The sequence below is a fragment of the Streptomyces sp. NPDC029292 genome (genome assembly GCF_055569295.1).
In genome coordinates this window covers 24781-38233 of sequence record NZ_JBVHXR010000023.1, presented here as the reverse complement: position 1 = coordinate 38233, position 13453 = coordinate 24781, and the positions used below count along the sequence as shown (strand labels likewise).

11 protein-coding genes are annotated in these 13453 nt (G+C 71.5%); 5 read left to right on the top strand and 6 right to left on the bottom strand.

Features of this window, described 5'->3' with window-relative positions; translation table 11 throughout:
• Positions 1-13 precede the first annotated feature (13 nt).
• A complete protein-coding gene (locus tag ACZ4WS_RS38295; protein WP_467987628.1) occupies positions 14-871 on the bottom strand; it encodes a MaoC/PaaZ C-terminal domain-containing protein in 858 nt (285 codons plus the stop codon).
• Between the two features lie 269 nt (positions 872-1140).
• Here ACZ4WS_RS38295 and ACZ4WS_RS38290 point away from each other — a divergent pair, with 269 nt between their 5' ends.
• From ACZ4WS_RS38290 to ACZ4WS_RS38275, 4 genes are all read left to right on the top strand, one after another.
• Positions 1141-2052, top strand: a complete 912-nt coding sequence (locus tag ACZ4WS_RS38290; protein WP_467987627.1) for an ABC transporter ATP-binding protein — start codon at positions 1141-1143, stop codon at positions 2050-2052.
• Positions 2052-2771 (top strand): ABC transporter permease, encoded by a 720-nt coding sequence (locus tag ACZ4WS_RS38285; protein WP_467987626.1) that lies wholly within the window; start codon positions 2052-2054, stop codon positions 2769-2771. Before ACZ4WS_RS38290 ends, ACZ4WS_RS38285 begins: the two co-directional genes overlap by 1 nt.
• 15 nt (positions 2772-2786) lie before the next feature.
• On the top strand, positions 2787-4040 hold the full coding sequence (locus tag ACZ4WS_RS38280) for a sensor histidine kinase (protein ID WP_467987624.1): 1254 nt from the start codon (positions 2787-2789) through the stop codon (positions 4038-4040).
• Positions 4041-4254: 214 nt separating this feature from the next.
• Positions 4255-4887 (top strand): response regulator, encoded by a 633-nt coding sequence (locus ACZ4WS_RS38275; RefSeq protein WP_467987785.1) that lies wholly within the window; start codon positions 4255-4257, stop codon positions 4885-4887.
• 120 nt (positions 4888-5007) lie between these two features.
• On the opposite strand, the gene ACZ4WS_RS38270 is transcribed toward ACZ4WS_RS38275, so the two are convergent.
• From ACZ4WS_RS38270 to ACZ4WS_RS38250, 5 genes are all read right to left on the bottom strand, one after another.
• Positions 5008-5838 carry a hypothetical protein gene (locus ACZ4WS_RS38270; RefSeq protein ID WP_467987623.1) on the bottom strand — a complete coding sequence of 277 codons (831 nt, stop codon included), beginning with the start codon at positions 5836-5838 and terminating at the stop codon, positions 5008-5010.
• A complete protein-coding gene (locus ACZ4WS_RS38265; RefSeq protein WP_467987621.1) occupies positions 5838-6377 on the bottom strand; it encodes a SigE family RNA polymerase sigma factor in 540 nt (179 codons plus the stop codon). Before ACZ4WS_RS38265 ends, ACZ4WS_RS38270 begins: the two co-directional genes overlap by 1 nt.
• Positions 6378-6428: 51 nt before the next feature.
• Complete coding sequence (locus ACZ4WS_RS38260) at positions 6429-7847, bottom strand: MFS transporter (RefSeq protein ID WP_467987620.1); 1419 nt, start codon at positions 7845-7847, stop codon at positions 6429-6431.
• Positions 7848-8017: 170 nt separating this feature from the next.
• Positions 8018-9235, bottom strand: a complete 1218-nt coding sequence (locus tag ACZ4WS_RS38255) for a lipid-transfer protein (protein WP_467987619.1) — start codon at positions 9233-9235, stop codon at positions 8018-8020.
• Positions 9236-9245: 10 nt separating this feature from the next.
• Positions 9246-11486, bottom strand: coding sequence for an acyl-CoA dehydrogenase (locus ACZ4WS_RS38250; protein ID WP_467987618.1), 2241 nt, complete (start codon positions 11484-11486; stop codon positions 9246-9248).
• A gap of 219 nt (positions 11487-11705) precedes the next feature.
• Here ACZ4WS_RS38250 and ACZ4WS_RS38245 point away from each other — a divergent pair, with 219 nt between their 5' ends.
• Positions 11706-13445 carry an MFS transporter gene (locus tag ACZ4WS_RS38245; RefSeq protein WP_467987617.1) on the top strand — a complete coding sequence of 580 codons (1740 nt, stop codon included), beginning with the start codon at positions 11706-11708 and terminating at the stop codon, positions 13443-13445.
• Positions 13446-13453 lie beyond the last annotated feature (8 nt).

The following is a 13453-nucleotide window of genomic DNA, read 5'->3' as shown; positions in this document are numbered from 1 at the left end:
GTGCGTACGACAGTCAGGCGTGCTCAACGATGGTGTCGGCGAGGACCGGCGCGTCGTCCCTCTCGACCGCGGTCACCGCCACCTGGACCGCGCTCTCCCGCCGCCACATCCGGATGCGCAGGGTCTCGCCGGGGAAGACCACACCGGCGAAGCGGGTGGTGTACGAGCGGACGCGGGCCACATCTCCGCCCAGGACCGTGTCGACGACCGCCTTGAGCGTCATGCCGTACGTGCACAGCCCGTGCAGGATCGGCCGGTCGAACCCGGCGAGCTTGGCGAACTCGGGGTCGGCGTGCAGCGGGTTCCAGTCGCCGGAGAGCCGGTAGAGCAGCGCCTGGTCCTCGCGGATCGGCCGCTCAACGGTCTTGTCGGGCGGTCCCGTCGGCGCTTCGAGGCGGGTGGAGGGGCCCCGGTCGCCACCCCAGCCGCCCTCGCCCCGTACGAAGATCTGGGCGTCGTTCGTCCACAACGGGCCTTCGGCGTCGGCGACTTCGGTGCGCATGACGAGGATCGCGGCCTTGCCCTTGTCGTACACGGCGGCGATGCGCCCGGTGGCGACCGCCTTGCCCTCGACCGGGATCGGGCGGTGCACTGCGATGCTCTGGCCGCCGTGCAGGACGCGGGCGAGGTCGACGTCGACACCGGGCATGGAGAGGCCGCTGATCACACCCGGTGAGCCCGCGCCCGCGACGGTGGCGAAGCTCGGCAGGACGTGCAGCCTGGATTCGAGGGTGTAGCGCAGCTCGTCGGGGTCGGTCGCGGGGCGGCCCGCACCGAGTCCGAGGTGGTAGAGCTGGACGTCCTTGTGGTCCCAGGTGATCTCGCCGGTCCGGGGTTCGGCGGCGACGGCCTTGGCGGCGTCGATGGGCATGGGGCTCCTGATCACTAGCACGAAAGACCTCGGTGCGGCCGTCCGCACCGTCGGCCGCACCGAGGTCGACACTGAGCCGCGGAACCCGCCCGTTCTAGAACGCGTTCCAGTCCGGCGACCCCTTGTATAGCCCAGCGTCCAGCACTTGTGAAGACTCCTGACACCATGTCAGATACGCGGGAGCCGGGTCGAGCGGTGACATTTGTCCTGCCCGATTCCGTACAAGCCCATCTGCCGGGCCCCACCCCCGCCTTCGTAGCGTCGTATCCATGGCACAGACGACTGGGACACCTCCGGCCGTGTCCTTCACGGGGGCGGTCAAGACCTTCGGCGACGTGCGCGCCGTGGACGGTGTGGACCTTGAGATCGCGCGCGGCGAGACGGTCGCGCTGCTGGGCCGCAACGGCGCGGGCAAGTCGACGGCCATCTCACTGCTGCTCGGCCTGAACGAGCCCGACGAGGGCTCGGTCGCGCTCTTCGGCGGGCGCCCGGAGAACGCGGTGCGCGCGGGGCGGGTCGGCGCGATGCTCCAGGAGGCGCGGCCCGTGCCGCGGGTCACCGTCCGCGAGCTGGTCTCGTTCGTGGCGGGCCGCTATCCGGCGCCGCTGCCGGTCGCCGACGCGCTGGAGCTCGCGGGCATCGCGGATCTGGCGGGGCGGCGGGTCGACCGGCTCTCCGGCGGGCAGACGCAACGCGTGCGGTTCGCGGTCGCGCTCGCCGGGAACCCCACGCTGATCGTGCTCGACGAGCCGACCGCCGCGCTGGACGTGGAGGCGCGGCACGCGTTCTGGGACTCGATGCGGGCATACGCGCGGCGCGGCCACACCGTGCTGTTCTCCACGCACTACCTGGAGGAGGCCGACGCGCACGCCGACCGGATCGTCGTCATCGACGGCGGCCGGATCGCCGCCGACGGCACCAGCGAGCAGCTCAAGCGGTCCGTGGGCGGCAACCTGGTCTCCTTCGAGCTGGCGGGCCGCGGCACGGAGGGCCTGACCCGGCTGCCGGGTGTGGTGTCGGTGGAGGTGCGCGGGGACCGGGCCCGGCTGCGGACGGACGACTCCGACGCGACGGTGATCGCGCTGGCCGGGCTGGGCGCGATACGCGGCCTGGAGGTCGCTCCGGCCTCGCTGGACGAGGCGTTCCTCGCGCTGACGGACTCTGCTCTGGAGACGGTGTGATGCTGGACTATCTGCGACTCGAAGTGCGCCGGACGCTGCGCGACACCGGCTTTGTGATCGGCGGCATCGCGATGCCGGTCATGATGTATCTCCTGTTCACCAACCTCGGTGGCGACGACGACGGCGGCTGGAAGACCGCCTCGATGGTCGGCATGGCCGCGTACGGCGCGGTGGGCTCGGCCCTCAACACCGGTGGCGGGGTCGCCGAGGACAAGGTGATCGGCTGGCTGCGGCAGCTGCGGGTGACGCCGATGACACCGCGCGAGGTGGTGCTCGGCCGGGCGCTGACCGGTTCGGTGACCGTGCTGCCCGCGATCACCGCGGTGCTGGCGGCGGGCGGTCTGGTCAACGGCGTGCGCCTGGACCTCTGGCAGTGGGCGGCGATCGCGGTGCTGTTGTGGCTCGGCTCGATCCCCTTCACGCTGCTGGGCCTCGGCAACGGCTACCGGCTGACCGCGCAGACGACCGGGGTGGCGAACATGGTGTGCAACCTGGGGCTGTCGGTGGTCGGCGGCCTGTGGTTCCCGCTCGCCCTCTTCCCCGGCTGGCTCCAGTCACTGTCCGCCTACACACCCACGTACCGCTTCGCCCAGCTCGGCACGTCCGTCGCCGACGGCAACGCACCGGCACCCGGCGCGGTCGCGGTCCTCGCAGTGTGGATGCTGGCGTTCGGTTCCTACGCTGTGGTCTCGTACCGCAGGGCCGCGCGGACCGTCTGAACGGGGAGCAGAGACATGTCATGCATGCGCAGCGTCACCGGGCGGGTGGACGCGTGGCAGGAGGCGCGGCGGCAGTGGAAGGCGGACATGGAGAAGTTCAAGGCCGGGCAGAAGGCCGCCCGGAAGTCCGGGAAGGTGTCCGCGGACCCGAACCCGGGCCCGCCGCCCACCGGGTTCGCCCTGCTGCCCTGGCTGCTGATGGGCATGGGCGCCTTCTCCAACCTCTTCCAGGGCAAGACTCCCAACCCCTGGATCGGCGGCCTGGGTCTGTTCGCCTTCAACTCCCTCTACATCTACGTGGCGTTCCGCGCCTTCGTGAAGGAGGCACGCGAGGCCCGCTCCACACGCGTGGCACTCGTCCTGATGGGCGTTCTGACCTGCGCTCTGGCCATCGGCTACGGCGGCAACTGGCTGTTGTTCTTCCCGCTGCTCGGCCTCGCGACGGGGGCGAGCCTCCGCGGCCCGTGGCTCGGCAAGGCCGGTTTCGGCCTGAGCGCGCTGGCGGGTGCCGTCGCCGGTGTCAGGGAGGGCTGGGACGCGATCAACATCGCGTACGGCACCTTCCTGTCCACCATGGTGACGGCGGCGATCCTGTCCCTCGCCGAGGCGGTACGGGAACTGCGCGCGGCCCGCGAGGAACTGGCCCGCCGCGCGGTCGAGAAGGAGCGCCTGCGCTTCTCCCGCGACCTGCACGACCTGCTCGGCCACACGCTCTCCGTGATCGTGGTGAAGTCGGAGGCGGCCCGCCGGCTGGCCCACCGTGACCTGGACGCGGCCCTCGTCCAGGTCACGGACATCGAGTCGGTCGGCCGCCAGGCCCTGACGGAGATCCGCGAGGCGGTCACCGGCTACCGCGAGGGCAGCCTCGCCACGGAAATGGACCGCGCCCGCTCGGCGTTGTCCGCCGTCGGGGTCGAGCCGGTCGTCCGCCAGTCGGGCCCGCCCCTCGTCCCCCAGACCGAGGCCCTCCTCGGCTGGGTGCTCCGCGAGGCCGTCACCAACGTCGTACGGCACAGCGGCGCGACCCGCTGTGACATCACGGTCGACGGCACCCCGGACCGCGTCCGCCTGAGGATCACGGACAACGGCGCGGGCGTGTCCCCGACCGAACCCGTGGACGGAATCGGCGGCACGGGCCTGAAGGGCCTCAGGGAACGCCTCGCGACAGCGGGCGGCTCACTGGAGGCGGGACCGGCCTCCCGCGGCGGCTTCCAGGTCAAGGCCGAACTCCCCGTGGAGATGGCGGACTTGACCGAGGCACCGGCCTAGTCGAGTCGATCCTTCGGCCACCTCGTCGCCCGGTTCGGGTCCGGTGCGAGGTCCGGTTCGAGGTCCAGTGCGAGGTCCGGTTCGTCGCCCGGTTCGAGGTCCGGTTCGAGGTCCGGTGCGAGGCCCGGGCCGTCCGAGAACTCCGCAGCTCCTCGACGCGCCGCCTCCGCGAGCGGCGCAGGTCTGCGCGCCCTACCCTTGCCCCGTGAACGAGATGCCCCGGGATCACCGGCCCGCCAAGTCCATTCGCGTCCTGCTCGCCGAGGATCAGGGAATGATGCGGGGCGCGCTCGCTCTGCTGCTGGGCATGGAGGCGGACATCGAGGTGGTCGCGCAGGTCTCGGCAGGGGACGTGATCGTGGACGCTGCGTTGACCCACCGGCCCGATGTGGCGCTGCTGGACATCGAGTTGCCGGGGATGAGCGGACTGGACGCGGCGGCCGAGCTGCGGGAGCAGGCGCCCGACTGCCGGGTGCTGATCCTCACCACCTTCGGGCGGCCCGGGTATCTGCGGCGGGCCATGGAGGCGGGAGCCGCGGGCTTTCTGGTCAAGGACGGGCCCGTGGAGGAACTGGCCGAGGCGATCCGACGGGTGCTGACCGGTGAGACCGTCATCGATCCGGCGCTCGCCGCGGCCGCGCTGAGCGCCGGACCCAATCCGCTCACCGCCCGCGAGTGCGACGTACTGAAGGCCTCGGTGGACGGCGCCACCGTCGCCGACATCGCGACGAAGCTCCACCTCTCCGAGTCGACCGTCCGCAACTACCTCTCCTCCGCCATCGGCAAGACGGGCACCCGCAACCGCATGGAGGCCATGCGGGAGGCCCGTCAGCAGGGGTGGCTGTAACCCTGGCCGGGACGGCTGCTCCTGGTGGGACCGTGTGCTCCCCGGGGCGAGGGCCGGCTCCCGGGGTGACCGCCCTCTCCCGGGGCCCGGCTTCGGAGCCGGACCCCGCTTCCTGTCACCTCACTTCGTCACCCTGACCGACTTGAAGCTCTTGCCCTCCGGGGCGAGGCACACGAACCAGTTGGTCGGGGAGCCCTTGGCCTCGCGGATCATCGGCTTGGAGTCCCGGCTGAAGCTGTCGCCCTCGGGCGCCCTCGGAACCTCCGTCATCGTGCCGTCTTTCCAGGTGCAGGTGACTTGCTGGGTGGTCGGCGCGACATCGCCGATCACCAGTCGCTGGGGTGCGTCGGCCTTGGCGGAGCCGCTCGCGTCCAGTGCCATCGCGCCGGAAACGAGGTACTCGCCCGACGCGGTGTCGCTCTTGTCGAACTCGCCCCACATCACCGTCTGCGAGTCATCGCCCACCATCAGGTGCACGAAGTACCAGTCCTTGCCGATCAGGCCCTTGGCCTCCTTCACTCCCACCGGCCGCACCCGGTACTCGCCCATCGCGGTCCACTGGCGCTGTGCCTCCGCCTGGTTCTTCGGCGCCGCCCACACGTCGAGCGTGACGCTCCAGTCCTTGCCGTTGTCGCGTGTGCTCGCCAAGGTGGTCCGCTGCGGCGCGTAGACATGCCGCTCCTTGGCCGTCGGCGGCTGGGTGGCGACCGGCGCGACGCTGTGCCCGTCACCGCCCGTCGCCCCGGCCAGCGCCAGCGTCCCCGTGGACCCGGCGATCACCAGGGCCGCGGCGGCCGCGACCGCCCAGCGGCGGGCCTTGCGGCGCCGTCCGCCACGGACCACCGCCTGGTAGGGGGCTATACCGATCTCCACCTCGTCCGCGGCCTCGGCCAGCAGGAAGGCGATGTCCCTGTGCGTCATGTCGTGGTTCGTCTCCCGGTCCGCGCTCATCACTTCCGCCCTCCGTGCGTCACCAGTTCGGCCAGGCCCGGTATGGCGCGGAGTTTCGCGATCCCCTTGGCCGCGTTGCTCTTCACCGAGCCCACCGAACAGCCCATCGCCTCCGCCGCCTGGCTCTCGCTCAGGTCCTCCCAGTACCGCAGCACCACCGCTTCCCGCTGGCGCGGCGGCAGTTGGGAAAGCGCCGTCAGCAGGGCGCCGCGGTCGTCGGCCTGGGCGATCCGGTCACCGCTGTCGGGCAGTTCGTGCGTGAGGCCGGAATCGTCCTTCGGCGCGAGGAACTCCTTGAGCCGTCTGCGGTGTTTGCGAGCATGCGCGTTGATCATCACGCGCCGTACATACGCCTCCGGGTCGTCGGCCGCGCCGACCTTGCGCCAGGCCACGTACACCTGCTCAAGCGTCGACTGGACCAAGTCCTCCGCGGCGTGCTGCTCCCCCGTGAGGAGAAATGCCGTACGCATCAACCGTGGCCAGCGGCCGATGACAAAGCTCTGGAACTCTTCGTCCCGAGCCTGCTTCCGATCCCCCATGGGCACCTCCTAGATGTTTAAAGGAGTCCGCGAGGATCGGATTTCGTTGCCTCAAGTCCGGGAAATCTTTCGCGGCAACCACACCAGCATCAGCACCGTCCCGCCCAGCAGCACGACTCCGCCCGTGCGGAACGCCAGAGCGTAGCCCTCGGTCAGTGCCTGAGCCGACGAGCCGCCCGCCGTACGGGCCGCCGCGATGGTGGACATGACCGCGAGCCCGAGTGAACCGCCCATCGTGCGCGAGGTGTTGACCAGTCCGGACACCAGCCCGGCGTCCCCCGGCTCCGCGCCCGAGGTCGCGAGCGCGGCGAGCGGTGTCGCGGCCAGGCCCGCGCCCGCCATCATCAGGATCCCCGGGAACATGATCGCGGTCAGATACGGGCCGTCCGGCGTCATCGTCGACTGCCAGCCGAAGCCCGCCGCGGCCACCAGCGTGCCGAGGGCCGCCAGATTGCGCGCCCCGACCGCCGGCATGAACCGCGGGGCCAGCTTCGAGCCGAGGACCACCGCGAGCGAGCTCGGCACCAGCGCGAGCCCGGCGCCCAGCGGCGAGTAGCCGAGCACGTTCTGCGCGTACAGCGTCATGAAGAACCACATGCAGAACATCGCGGAGCCGCAGATGAACATGGCCGCGTTCGCCGACGACACGGACCGCCGTCCGAACAGTTTCAGCGGCATCAGCGGTGCCTTCGTCCGCGCCTCGACGACGAGGAACAGGCCGATGAGCGCGAGTCCGGCGCACAGCGGCACCAGCGTCGCGGCCGCCGCCCACCCCTCGGCCTCCGTCTGCACGATCCCGTACGCCAGTGTCGCGAGGCCCGCCGTCACCAGCAGCGCGCCCGGCAGGTCCAGGCGCCGCCCGGCCCCGGCCCGGCTCTCCACCAGCCACCGCGCGGACCCGGCGAGCACCACCGCGCCGACCGGCACATTGATGAGGAGCACCCAGCGCCACGACAGCCCGTCGACCAGCAGTCCGCCGACGAGTCCGCCCGCCGCGCCTCCCCCGGCGCCGACCGCCGTCCAGGTCGCGATGGCCCGCGCGCGTGCGGCTCCCTCCGGGACGGCCGAGGTGAGGATCGTCAGCGTCGAGGGCGCGAGCACGGCGGCCCCGAGCCCCTGCACGGCCCGCGCGACCAGCAACTGCCAGCCGTCCTGGGCCAGGCCGCCACCGAGCGAGGCGAGCGTGAACAGCGCGAGCCCGACCAGGAACATCCGCTTGCGCCCGTACAGATCACCGGCCCGTCCGCCCAGCAGCATGAACCCGGCGAAGGCGATCGAGTACGCGTTCACCACCCATTGCAGCCCCGGCGCGCTCAGCCCCAGGTCGGTCCGCATGGACGGCAGCGCCACGTTGACGACGGACACGTCCAGCACGACAAGGAACTGTCCGGCGCACGCGAGCGCGACCACCACCCACGTGGGCGGCGCGATACGTCCGGATATACGGGTACCTTCAGCGGCTCGGAGCATGGGAGTCATGCTCTCAACCGCCGTACGCCCCGTGCATCAGGATTTCGCCGCACGCCGACGTCGGTCACGGGACCTAGGACCCCGTCGGTCACGGGGCCCGGGGCCCACGCAGGCGTCGGTCACGAGATCCAGCCGTCGTCATCTACACCGCCGACGCCGGCTCCCCTGTCTCAGCCCCCCGCCCGCAACAGCGTGACCACCGCCGCCCCGCCCAGCCCGATGTTGTGCGCGAGCCCGACCCGCGCGCCCGGCACCTGCCGCTCCCCCGCCTCGCCCCTCAACTGCCATACCAGCTCGGCTACTTGGGCAATACCGGTGGCCCCCAGCGGATGCCCCTTGGAGATCAGTCCGCCCGACGGGTTCACGACCCACCGGCCGCCGTACGTCGTGGCCCCGGACTCGACGAGCTTGCCGGACTCCCCCTCCCCGCACATGCCGAGCGCCTCGTACGTCAGGAGTTCGTTGACCGAGAAGCAGTCGTGCAGTTCTACGACGTCCACGTCCCCGATGCCGAGTCCGGACCGCTCGTACACCTGGCGGGCGGCCTCCCGCGACATCGGCTGCCCAACGACGTCGATGCACGAGCCGGAGGCGAAGGACTCCTCGGTGTCGGTGGTCATGGCCTGGGCGACGATCTCCACGGCCCTGTCCGCCAACTCGTGCCGCTCGACGAACCGTTCGGACACGACGACGGCCGCAGCCGCTCCGTCCGAGGTCGGCGAGCACTGGAGCTTGGTCAGCGGCCGGTGCACGACCCGGGCGGCGAGGATCTCGTCGACCGAGTACACGTCCTGGAACTGGGCGTACGGATTGTTGGCCGAGTGCCGGTGGTTCTTGGCGCCGACGGCGGCCAACTGGGCTTCCGTGGTGCCGTACTTCTCCATGTGCTCACGCGCCGCGTCGCCGAAGATCTGCGCGGTGGGCGGCGACATCTCGAAGCCGTGCCGGGCGGCCATGATCCCGTAATGCCGGGCGACGGGAGACGTCCTGCTCCAATCATCAGCGGCTCCGCCGCGGGCTCCCCCGTCGGCCCCGCCCCCGAGCGCCCCCCGCTTCATCTTCTCGAACCCCAGCGCGAGTACACAGTCCGAGATCCCGCCCTCGACGAACTGCCGGGCGAGCATCAACGCACTCGACCCGGTGGCGCAGTTGTTGTTGACGTTGTAGACGGGCACTCCGGTCAGGCCCAGTTCGTAGGCGGCGCGCTGGCCCGCGGTGGAGGCCTGGAAGCAGTAGCCGACGGGGACCTGCTCCACGTCGGCGTACGAAATCCCGGCGTCCTCAAGGGCGCCCGTGCCCGCCTCCTTCACCATGTCCCAGTACTGCCACTCCCGGGTCTCGGGCTTCTCGAACTTCGTCATGCCGACCCCGACGACGTACGCCTTCATCCGTTCCCTCTCAGTCCCTGGGCAGGCCGAGGATGCGCTCGGCGACGACATTGAGCTGGACCTGGGTGGTGCCGCCCGCGATGGTCAGACAGCGGGAGAGCAGGAAGCCGTGCACGGCGCGCTCGCCGACGCCTTCCCTCAACGCGCCTGCCGGGCCCAGGAGTTCGAGCCCCAGTTCGGCGACCTTCTGCTGGTGCGCGGTCTGCACGAGCTTCCGTACGGAGGCGCCCGCGCCCGGTTCCACCCCGGACACCTGCTGAAGGGTCGTCCGCAGCCCGACGCAGGCCAGCGCGTGCGCCTCGGCGAGCAGGGCCCCCAGCCGCGCTCCCTCGATCCGGTCCGCCCGCGCGATCAGCGCCTCCAAGCCTGTGTCGAAGGTCAACTGGTCGGCCATGTGCACGCGTTCGTTGCCGAGCGTGTCGCGGGCGACCCGCCAGCCGTCGTCGACCTCGCCGACGACCGCGTCCGCGGGCAGGGACACGTTGTCGAAATAGACCTCGTTGAAAAGGGAGTCCCCGGTGATCTCCTTCAGGGGGCGGATGTCGATGCCGTCCGTGTTCTTCATGTCGACGACGAAGTACGTGAGCCCCTTGTGCTTGGGCGCCGCCGGATTCGTCCGCGCGAGGAGGATCCCGTAGTCGGCCCACTGCGCCGAACTCGTCCACACCTTCTGCCCGTTGACCCGCCAGCTCCCGTCGGCGGTCCGCTCGGCCCGGGTGCGCAGCGAGGCGAGGTCGGATCCGGCGCCCGGCTCCGAGAAGAGCTGGCACCAGAGCAGGTCCCCGCGCAGGGTGGGCAGCAGATAGCGCTCCTGCTGCCGGTCGGTTCCGTACGCGAGGAGGGACGGTACGACCCAGGTGGCGATGCCCAGCTCACTGATCCGTACGTCCGCCGCCGCCAACTCCTGTTGCACGGCGAGCTGTTGGACGGGCCCGGCGCCGAGCCCGTACGGCGGCGGGAGGTGCGGGGCGGCGTAACCCGTGGGGGCCAGCCGGCGCCGTACCGCCGCCGGATCGAGTCCGCGCGCACCCTCGATGACCTGCCGGGCCCGCGCCCGGTACGCGGACGCCTCCCCCGGCAGCTGAAGGCGCAGCTCCCGCCGTACGCCGTCCCGCGCGAGCCCGGCGGCCCGCCGCAGGTGTACGTCCCCGGCCCCGAGCAACTGCCGTGCCACCAGCGCCCGGCGCAGATACAGATGGGCGTCGTGCTCCCAGGTGAACCCGATCCCGCCGAGGATCTGGATGCAGTCCTTGGCGCAGGAGTACGCGGCGTCGAGCGCCGCACCCGCGGCGAGGGCGGACACCAACTCACGTACGTCGTCGGACTCTTGGGCCGACCGGGCCGCGTCCCACGTGAGCGCCCGCGCCTGCTCGACCCGTACGAGCATGTCGGCGCACAGGTGCTTCACGCCCTGGAAGCGGCCGATGGGACGGCCGAACTGTTCGCGGACCTTGGCGTACTCGGCGGCGGTCTCCAGCGCCCAGGCGGCGGTGCCGCAGGCGTCCGCGGCGAGGGCGACGGCGGCGAGGTCGCGGACCAGGGCCGAGTCGACGGCGAGGACGCGGTCGGCGGGGACCCGCACCCCCTCCGCCCGGACCTCGGCGGTCGCCCGCGTCGGATCGGCGCTCTCGTGCGGCCGTACGACGAGATCGGCGGCGTCCACGGCGGCCCACACCGTCCCCGTCCCGGTAGCCCCCGAGGCGGCCAGGATCAGGATGTCCGCGTCGGCACCCGACAGCACGGGAGGCGCGGTCCCGTCGAGCACGTAGCCGCCGTCCACCGCGACGGCGGTCACGGACCCCGCGCCGAACGCCACGGCCCCGATGCGCTCCCCGCACGCCAAGGCCCGTACGAGATCATCCGTACACGTAGGCGTTCGCACGAGGCCATCCGCACACGCAGGCGCCCGTACGGGATCGTCCGCCCCCGCAGCCGCCCGTACGAGATCAGCCGCCCCCACCAGCACCATCGACGCCAGCACGCTCGCGACGTACGGCCCCGGCAACGCGGCCCGCGCCGCCTCCGCCACGACCACGGCGAGGTCGACGAGATCCCCGCCCCCACCGCCGTACGCCTCGGGCAGATGCACGGCGAGCAGCCCCTGCGCGGCGAGTCCGTCCCAGTACGAGGGTCTGCCGCCGCCGGGCGCGTCGAGCAGCTTGCGGACCTCCTCCGGCGGGACGGCCCGCGCGATCCAGCCGCGTGCCGCCTCGGCCAGCTCCCGCTGCTCCGGTGTGATCCCGATGCCCATGCGCGCCTCCCCAAGGCCCAAGGTGCGCGCAAGACTAGAACACGTTTCATTCTGACGGTAGGTCAGATACCCATCGGATGGTCAAGAATTCGTTAGTACGCCGAAGCATCGGAATAGTTGCCCAGGCGCACCGGGTTCACCTTGCACGCATCCCGCACGGATCGCCCACCCCCTTCCTCTTCGAGTACTCCTCTTCTTCCGGCCTGGAGGCCCCACGTAATGACGCACACGACGACCGACCAGCCCACGCGGAGGCCGAGCGGCGCGATCGTGCCGGTGCTCGCCTTCGCGGGCATCGTTGTCGCGGTGATGCAGACCCTGCTCGTTCCGGTCATCAAGGACCTGCCGGAGCTGCTGGGCACCGCACCCAGCAACGCCACCTGGGTGATGACCTCGACGCTGCTCGCGGGAGCCGTGGCCACGCCGATCATGGGCCGCCTCGGCGACCTCTACGGCAAGCGGCGCATGCTGCTCATGAGCCTGTCCGTGATGGTCGTCGGCTCGCTGATCGCCGGTTTCACCAGTGAACTGCTGGTGATGATCGTCGGCCGCGCGCTGCAGGGCTTCGCCATGGGCGCGATCCCGCTCGGCATCGGTCTGATGCGCGACATGCTGCCCCGCGAGAAGCTCGGCTCGGCGATGGCCCTGATGAGCTCCTCGATCGGCGTCGGCGGCGGACTCGCGCTGCCCGTCGCGGCCCTGGTCGCGCAGCACGCCGACTGGCACGCCCTCTTCTTCCTCGCCGCCGGTCTCGGCGCCGTCTCGATCGTCCTGACCCTCATCGCCGTACCGGAATCCCCGATGCGCGCCGAGGGCACCTTCGACGTGCTGGGCGCGATCGGCCTCTCCGCGGGCCTCGTCCTCTTCCTGCTGCCGATCACCAAGGGCAGCGACTGGGGCTGGACCTCTGGCACCACGCTCGGCCTGTTCGGCGCGGCGGCCCTCGTACTCGTCCTGTGGGGCGTGATGGAGCTGCGGGTGAAGGCCCCGCTGGTGGACCTGCGCACCACGGCCCGCCGCTCGGTGCTCTTCACCAACCTCGCCTCGATCATGGTCGGTGTCGCCTTCTACGCCGTCTCGCTCGTCCTGCCGCAGCTGCTCCAGCTGCCGAAGGCCACCGGTTACGGCCTCGGCCAGTCGATGGTCGTCGCGGGTCTGTGCGTGGCGCCGCTCGGCCTGACGATGATGTTCACGGCGCCGGTGTACGCGCGGATCTCCGCCAAGTACGGCCCCAAGGTCACGCTGATCGTCGGCATGCTGATCATCGCGATCGGCTACGGCGCGGGCCTCGGCCTGATGAGCGCCGCCTGGCAGACCATCGTGATCGCGGTCGTCCTGGGCGCGGGCATCGGTCTCGCGTACTCCTCGCTGCCCGCGCTGATCGTCGGCTCCGTGCCCGCCTCGGAGACCGGCGCGGCCAACGGTCTCAACACCCTGATGCGTTCGATCGGTACGTCGGTGTCGAGCGCGGTCATCGGCATGGTGCTCGCCAACACGGCGAACAACGTCGGCGGCGTCGAGATCCCGACCATGCACGGCTTCCGGGTCTCGTTCCTGATCGCCACGGGCGCGGTGGCCGTCGGCCTGCTCATGGCCCTCTTCCTGCCCCGGCAGCGCCAGGCGACCAAGCCCCAGCTGCGTGCCAGCAGCGAGGAGGACGCCGCGATGGAGCGGGCGCACGAGGTGCTCGGAGGGTTCCGCGGCCGGGTCCTGAACGCCGACGGCGACCCGGTCGCCCGCGCCAAGGTCACCCTGATCGACCGGCGCGGCCGCCAGGCCGGCGCCACGCTCTCCGCCGCGGACGGCAGCTACGCGCTCGCCGTGCCCGCCGAAGGCGCGTACGTCCTGGCCGCCAAGGCCTCCGGCCACGGCCCGCTCGCCTCGTCGGCGACGCACTCCGGCGACGAGCGTCCGGTCGAGGTGGACCTCCCTCTGCCGGGCGTGACCGTTCCGGCCTAGCGGACACC

Coding starts and splice junctions, on each gene's coding strand:
- ACZ4WS_RS38290 (WP_467987627.1), top strand. CDS start 1,141: ATGGCACAGACGACTGGGACACCTCCGGCCGTGTCCTTCACGGGGGCG.
- ACZ4WS_RS38285 (WP_467987626.1), top strand. CDS start 2,052: ATGCTGGACTATCTGCGACTCGAAGTGCGCCGGACGCTGCGCGACACC.
- ACZ4WS_RS38250 (WP_467987618.1), bottom strand. CDS start 11,486: ATGGGCATCGGGATCACACCGGAGCAGCGGGAGCTGGCCGAGGCGGCA.
- ACZ4WS_RS38245 (WP_467987617.1), top strand. CDS start 11,706: ATGACGCACACGACGACCGACCAGCCCACGCGGAGGCCGAGCGGCGCG.
- ACZ4WS_RS38295 (WP_467987628.1), bottom strand. CDS start 871: ATGCCCATCGACGCCGCCAAGGCCGTCGCCGCCGAACCCCGGACCGGC.
- ACZ4WS_RS38255 (WP_467987619.1), bottom strand. CDS start 9,235: ATGAAGGCGTACGTCGTCGGGGTCGGCATGACGAAGTTCGAGAAGCCC.
- ACZ4WS_RS38275 (WP_467987785.1), top strand. CDS start 4,255: ATGCCCCGGGATCACCGGCCCGCCAAGTCCATTCGCGTCCTGCTCGCC.
- ACZ4WS_RS38270 (WP_467987623.1), bottom strand. CDS start 5,838: ATGAGCGCGGACCGGGAGACGAACCACGACATGACGCACAGGGACATC.
- ACZ4WS_RS38265 (WP_467987621.1), bottom strand. CDS start 6,377: ATGGGGGATCGGAAGCAGGCTCGGGACGAAGAGTTCCAGAGCTTTGTC.
- ACZ4WS_RS38280 (WP_467987624.1), top strand. CDS start 2,787: ATGTCATGCATGCGCAGCGTCACCGGGCGGGTGGACGCGTGGCAGGAG.
- ACZ4WS_RS38260 (WP_467987620.1), bottom strand. CDS start 7,847: ATGCTCCGAGCCGCTGAAGGTACCCGTATATCCGGACGTATCGCGCCG.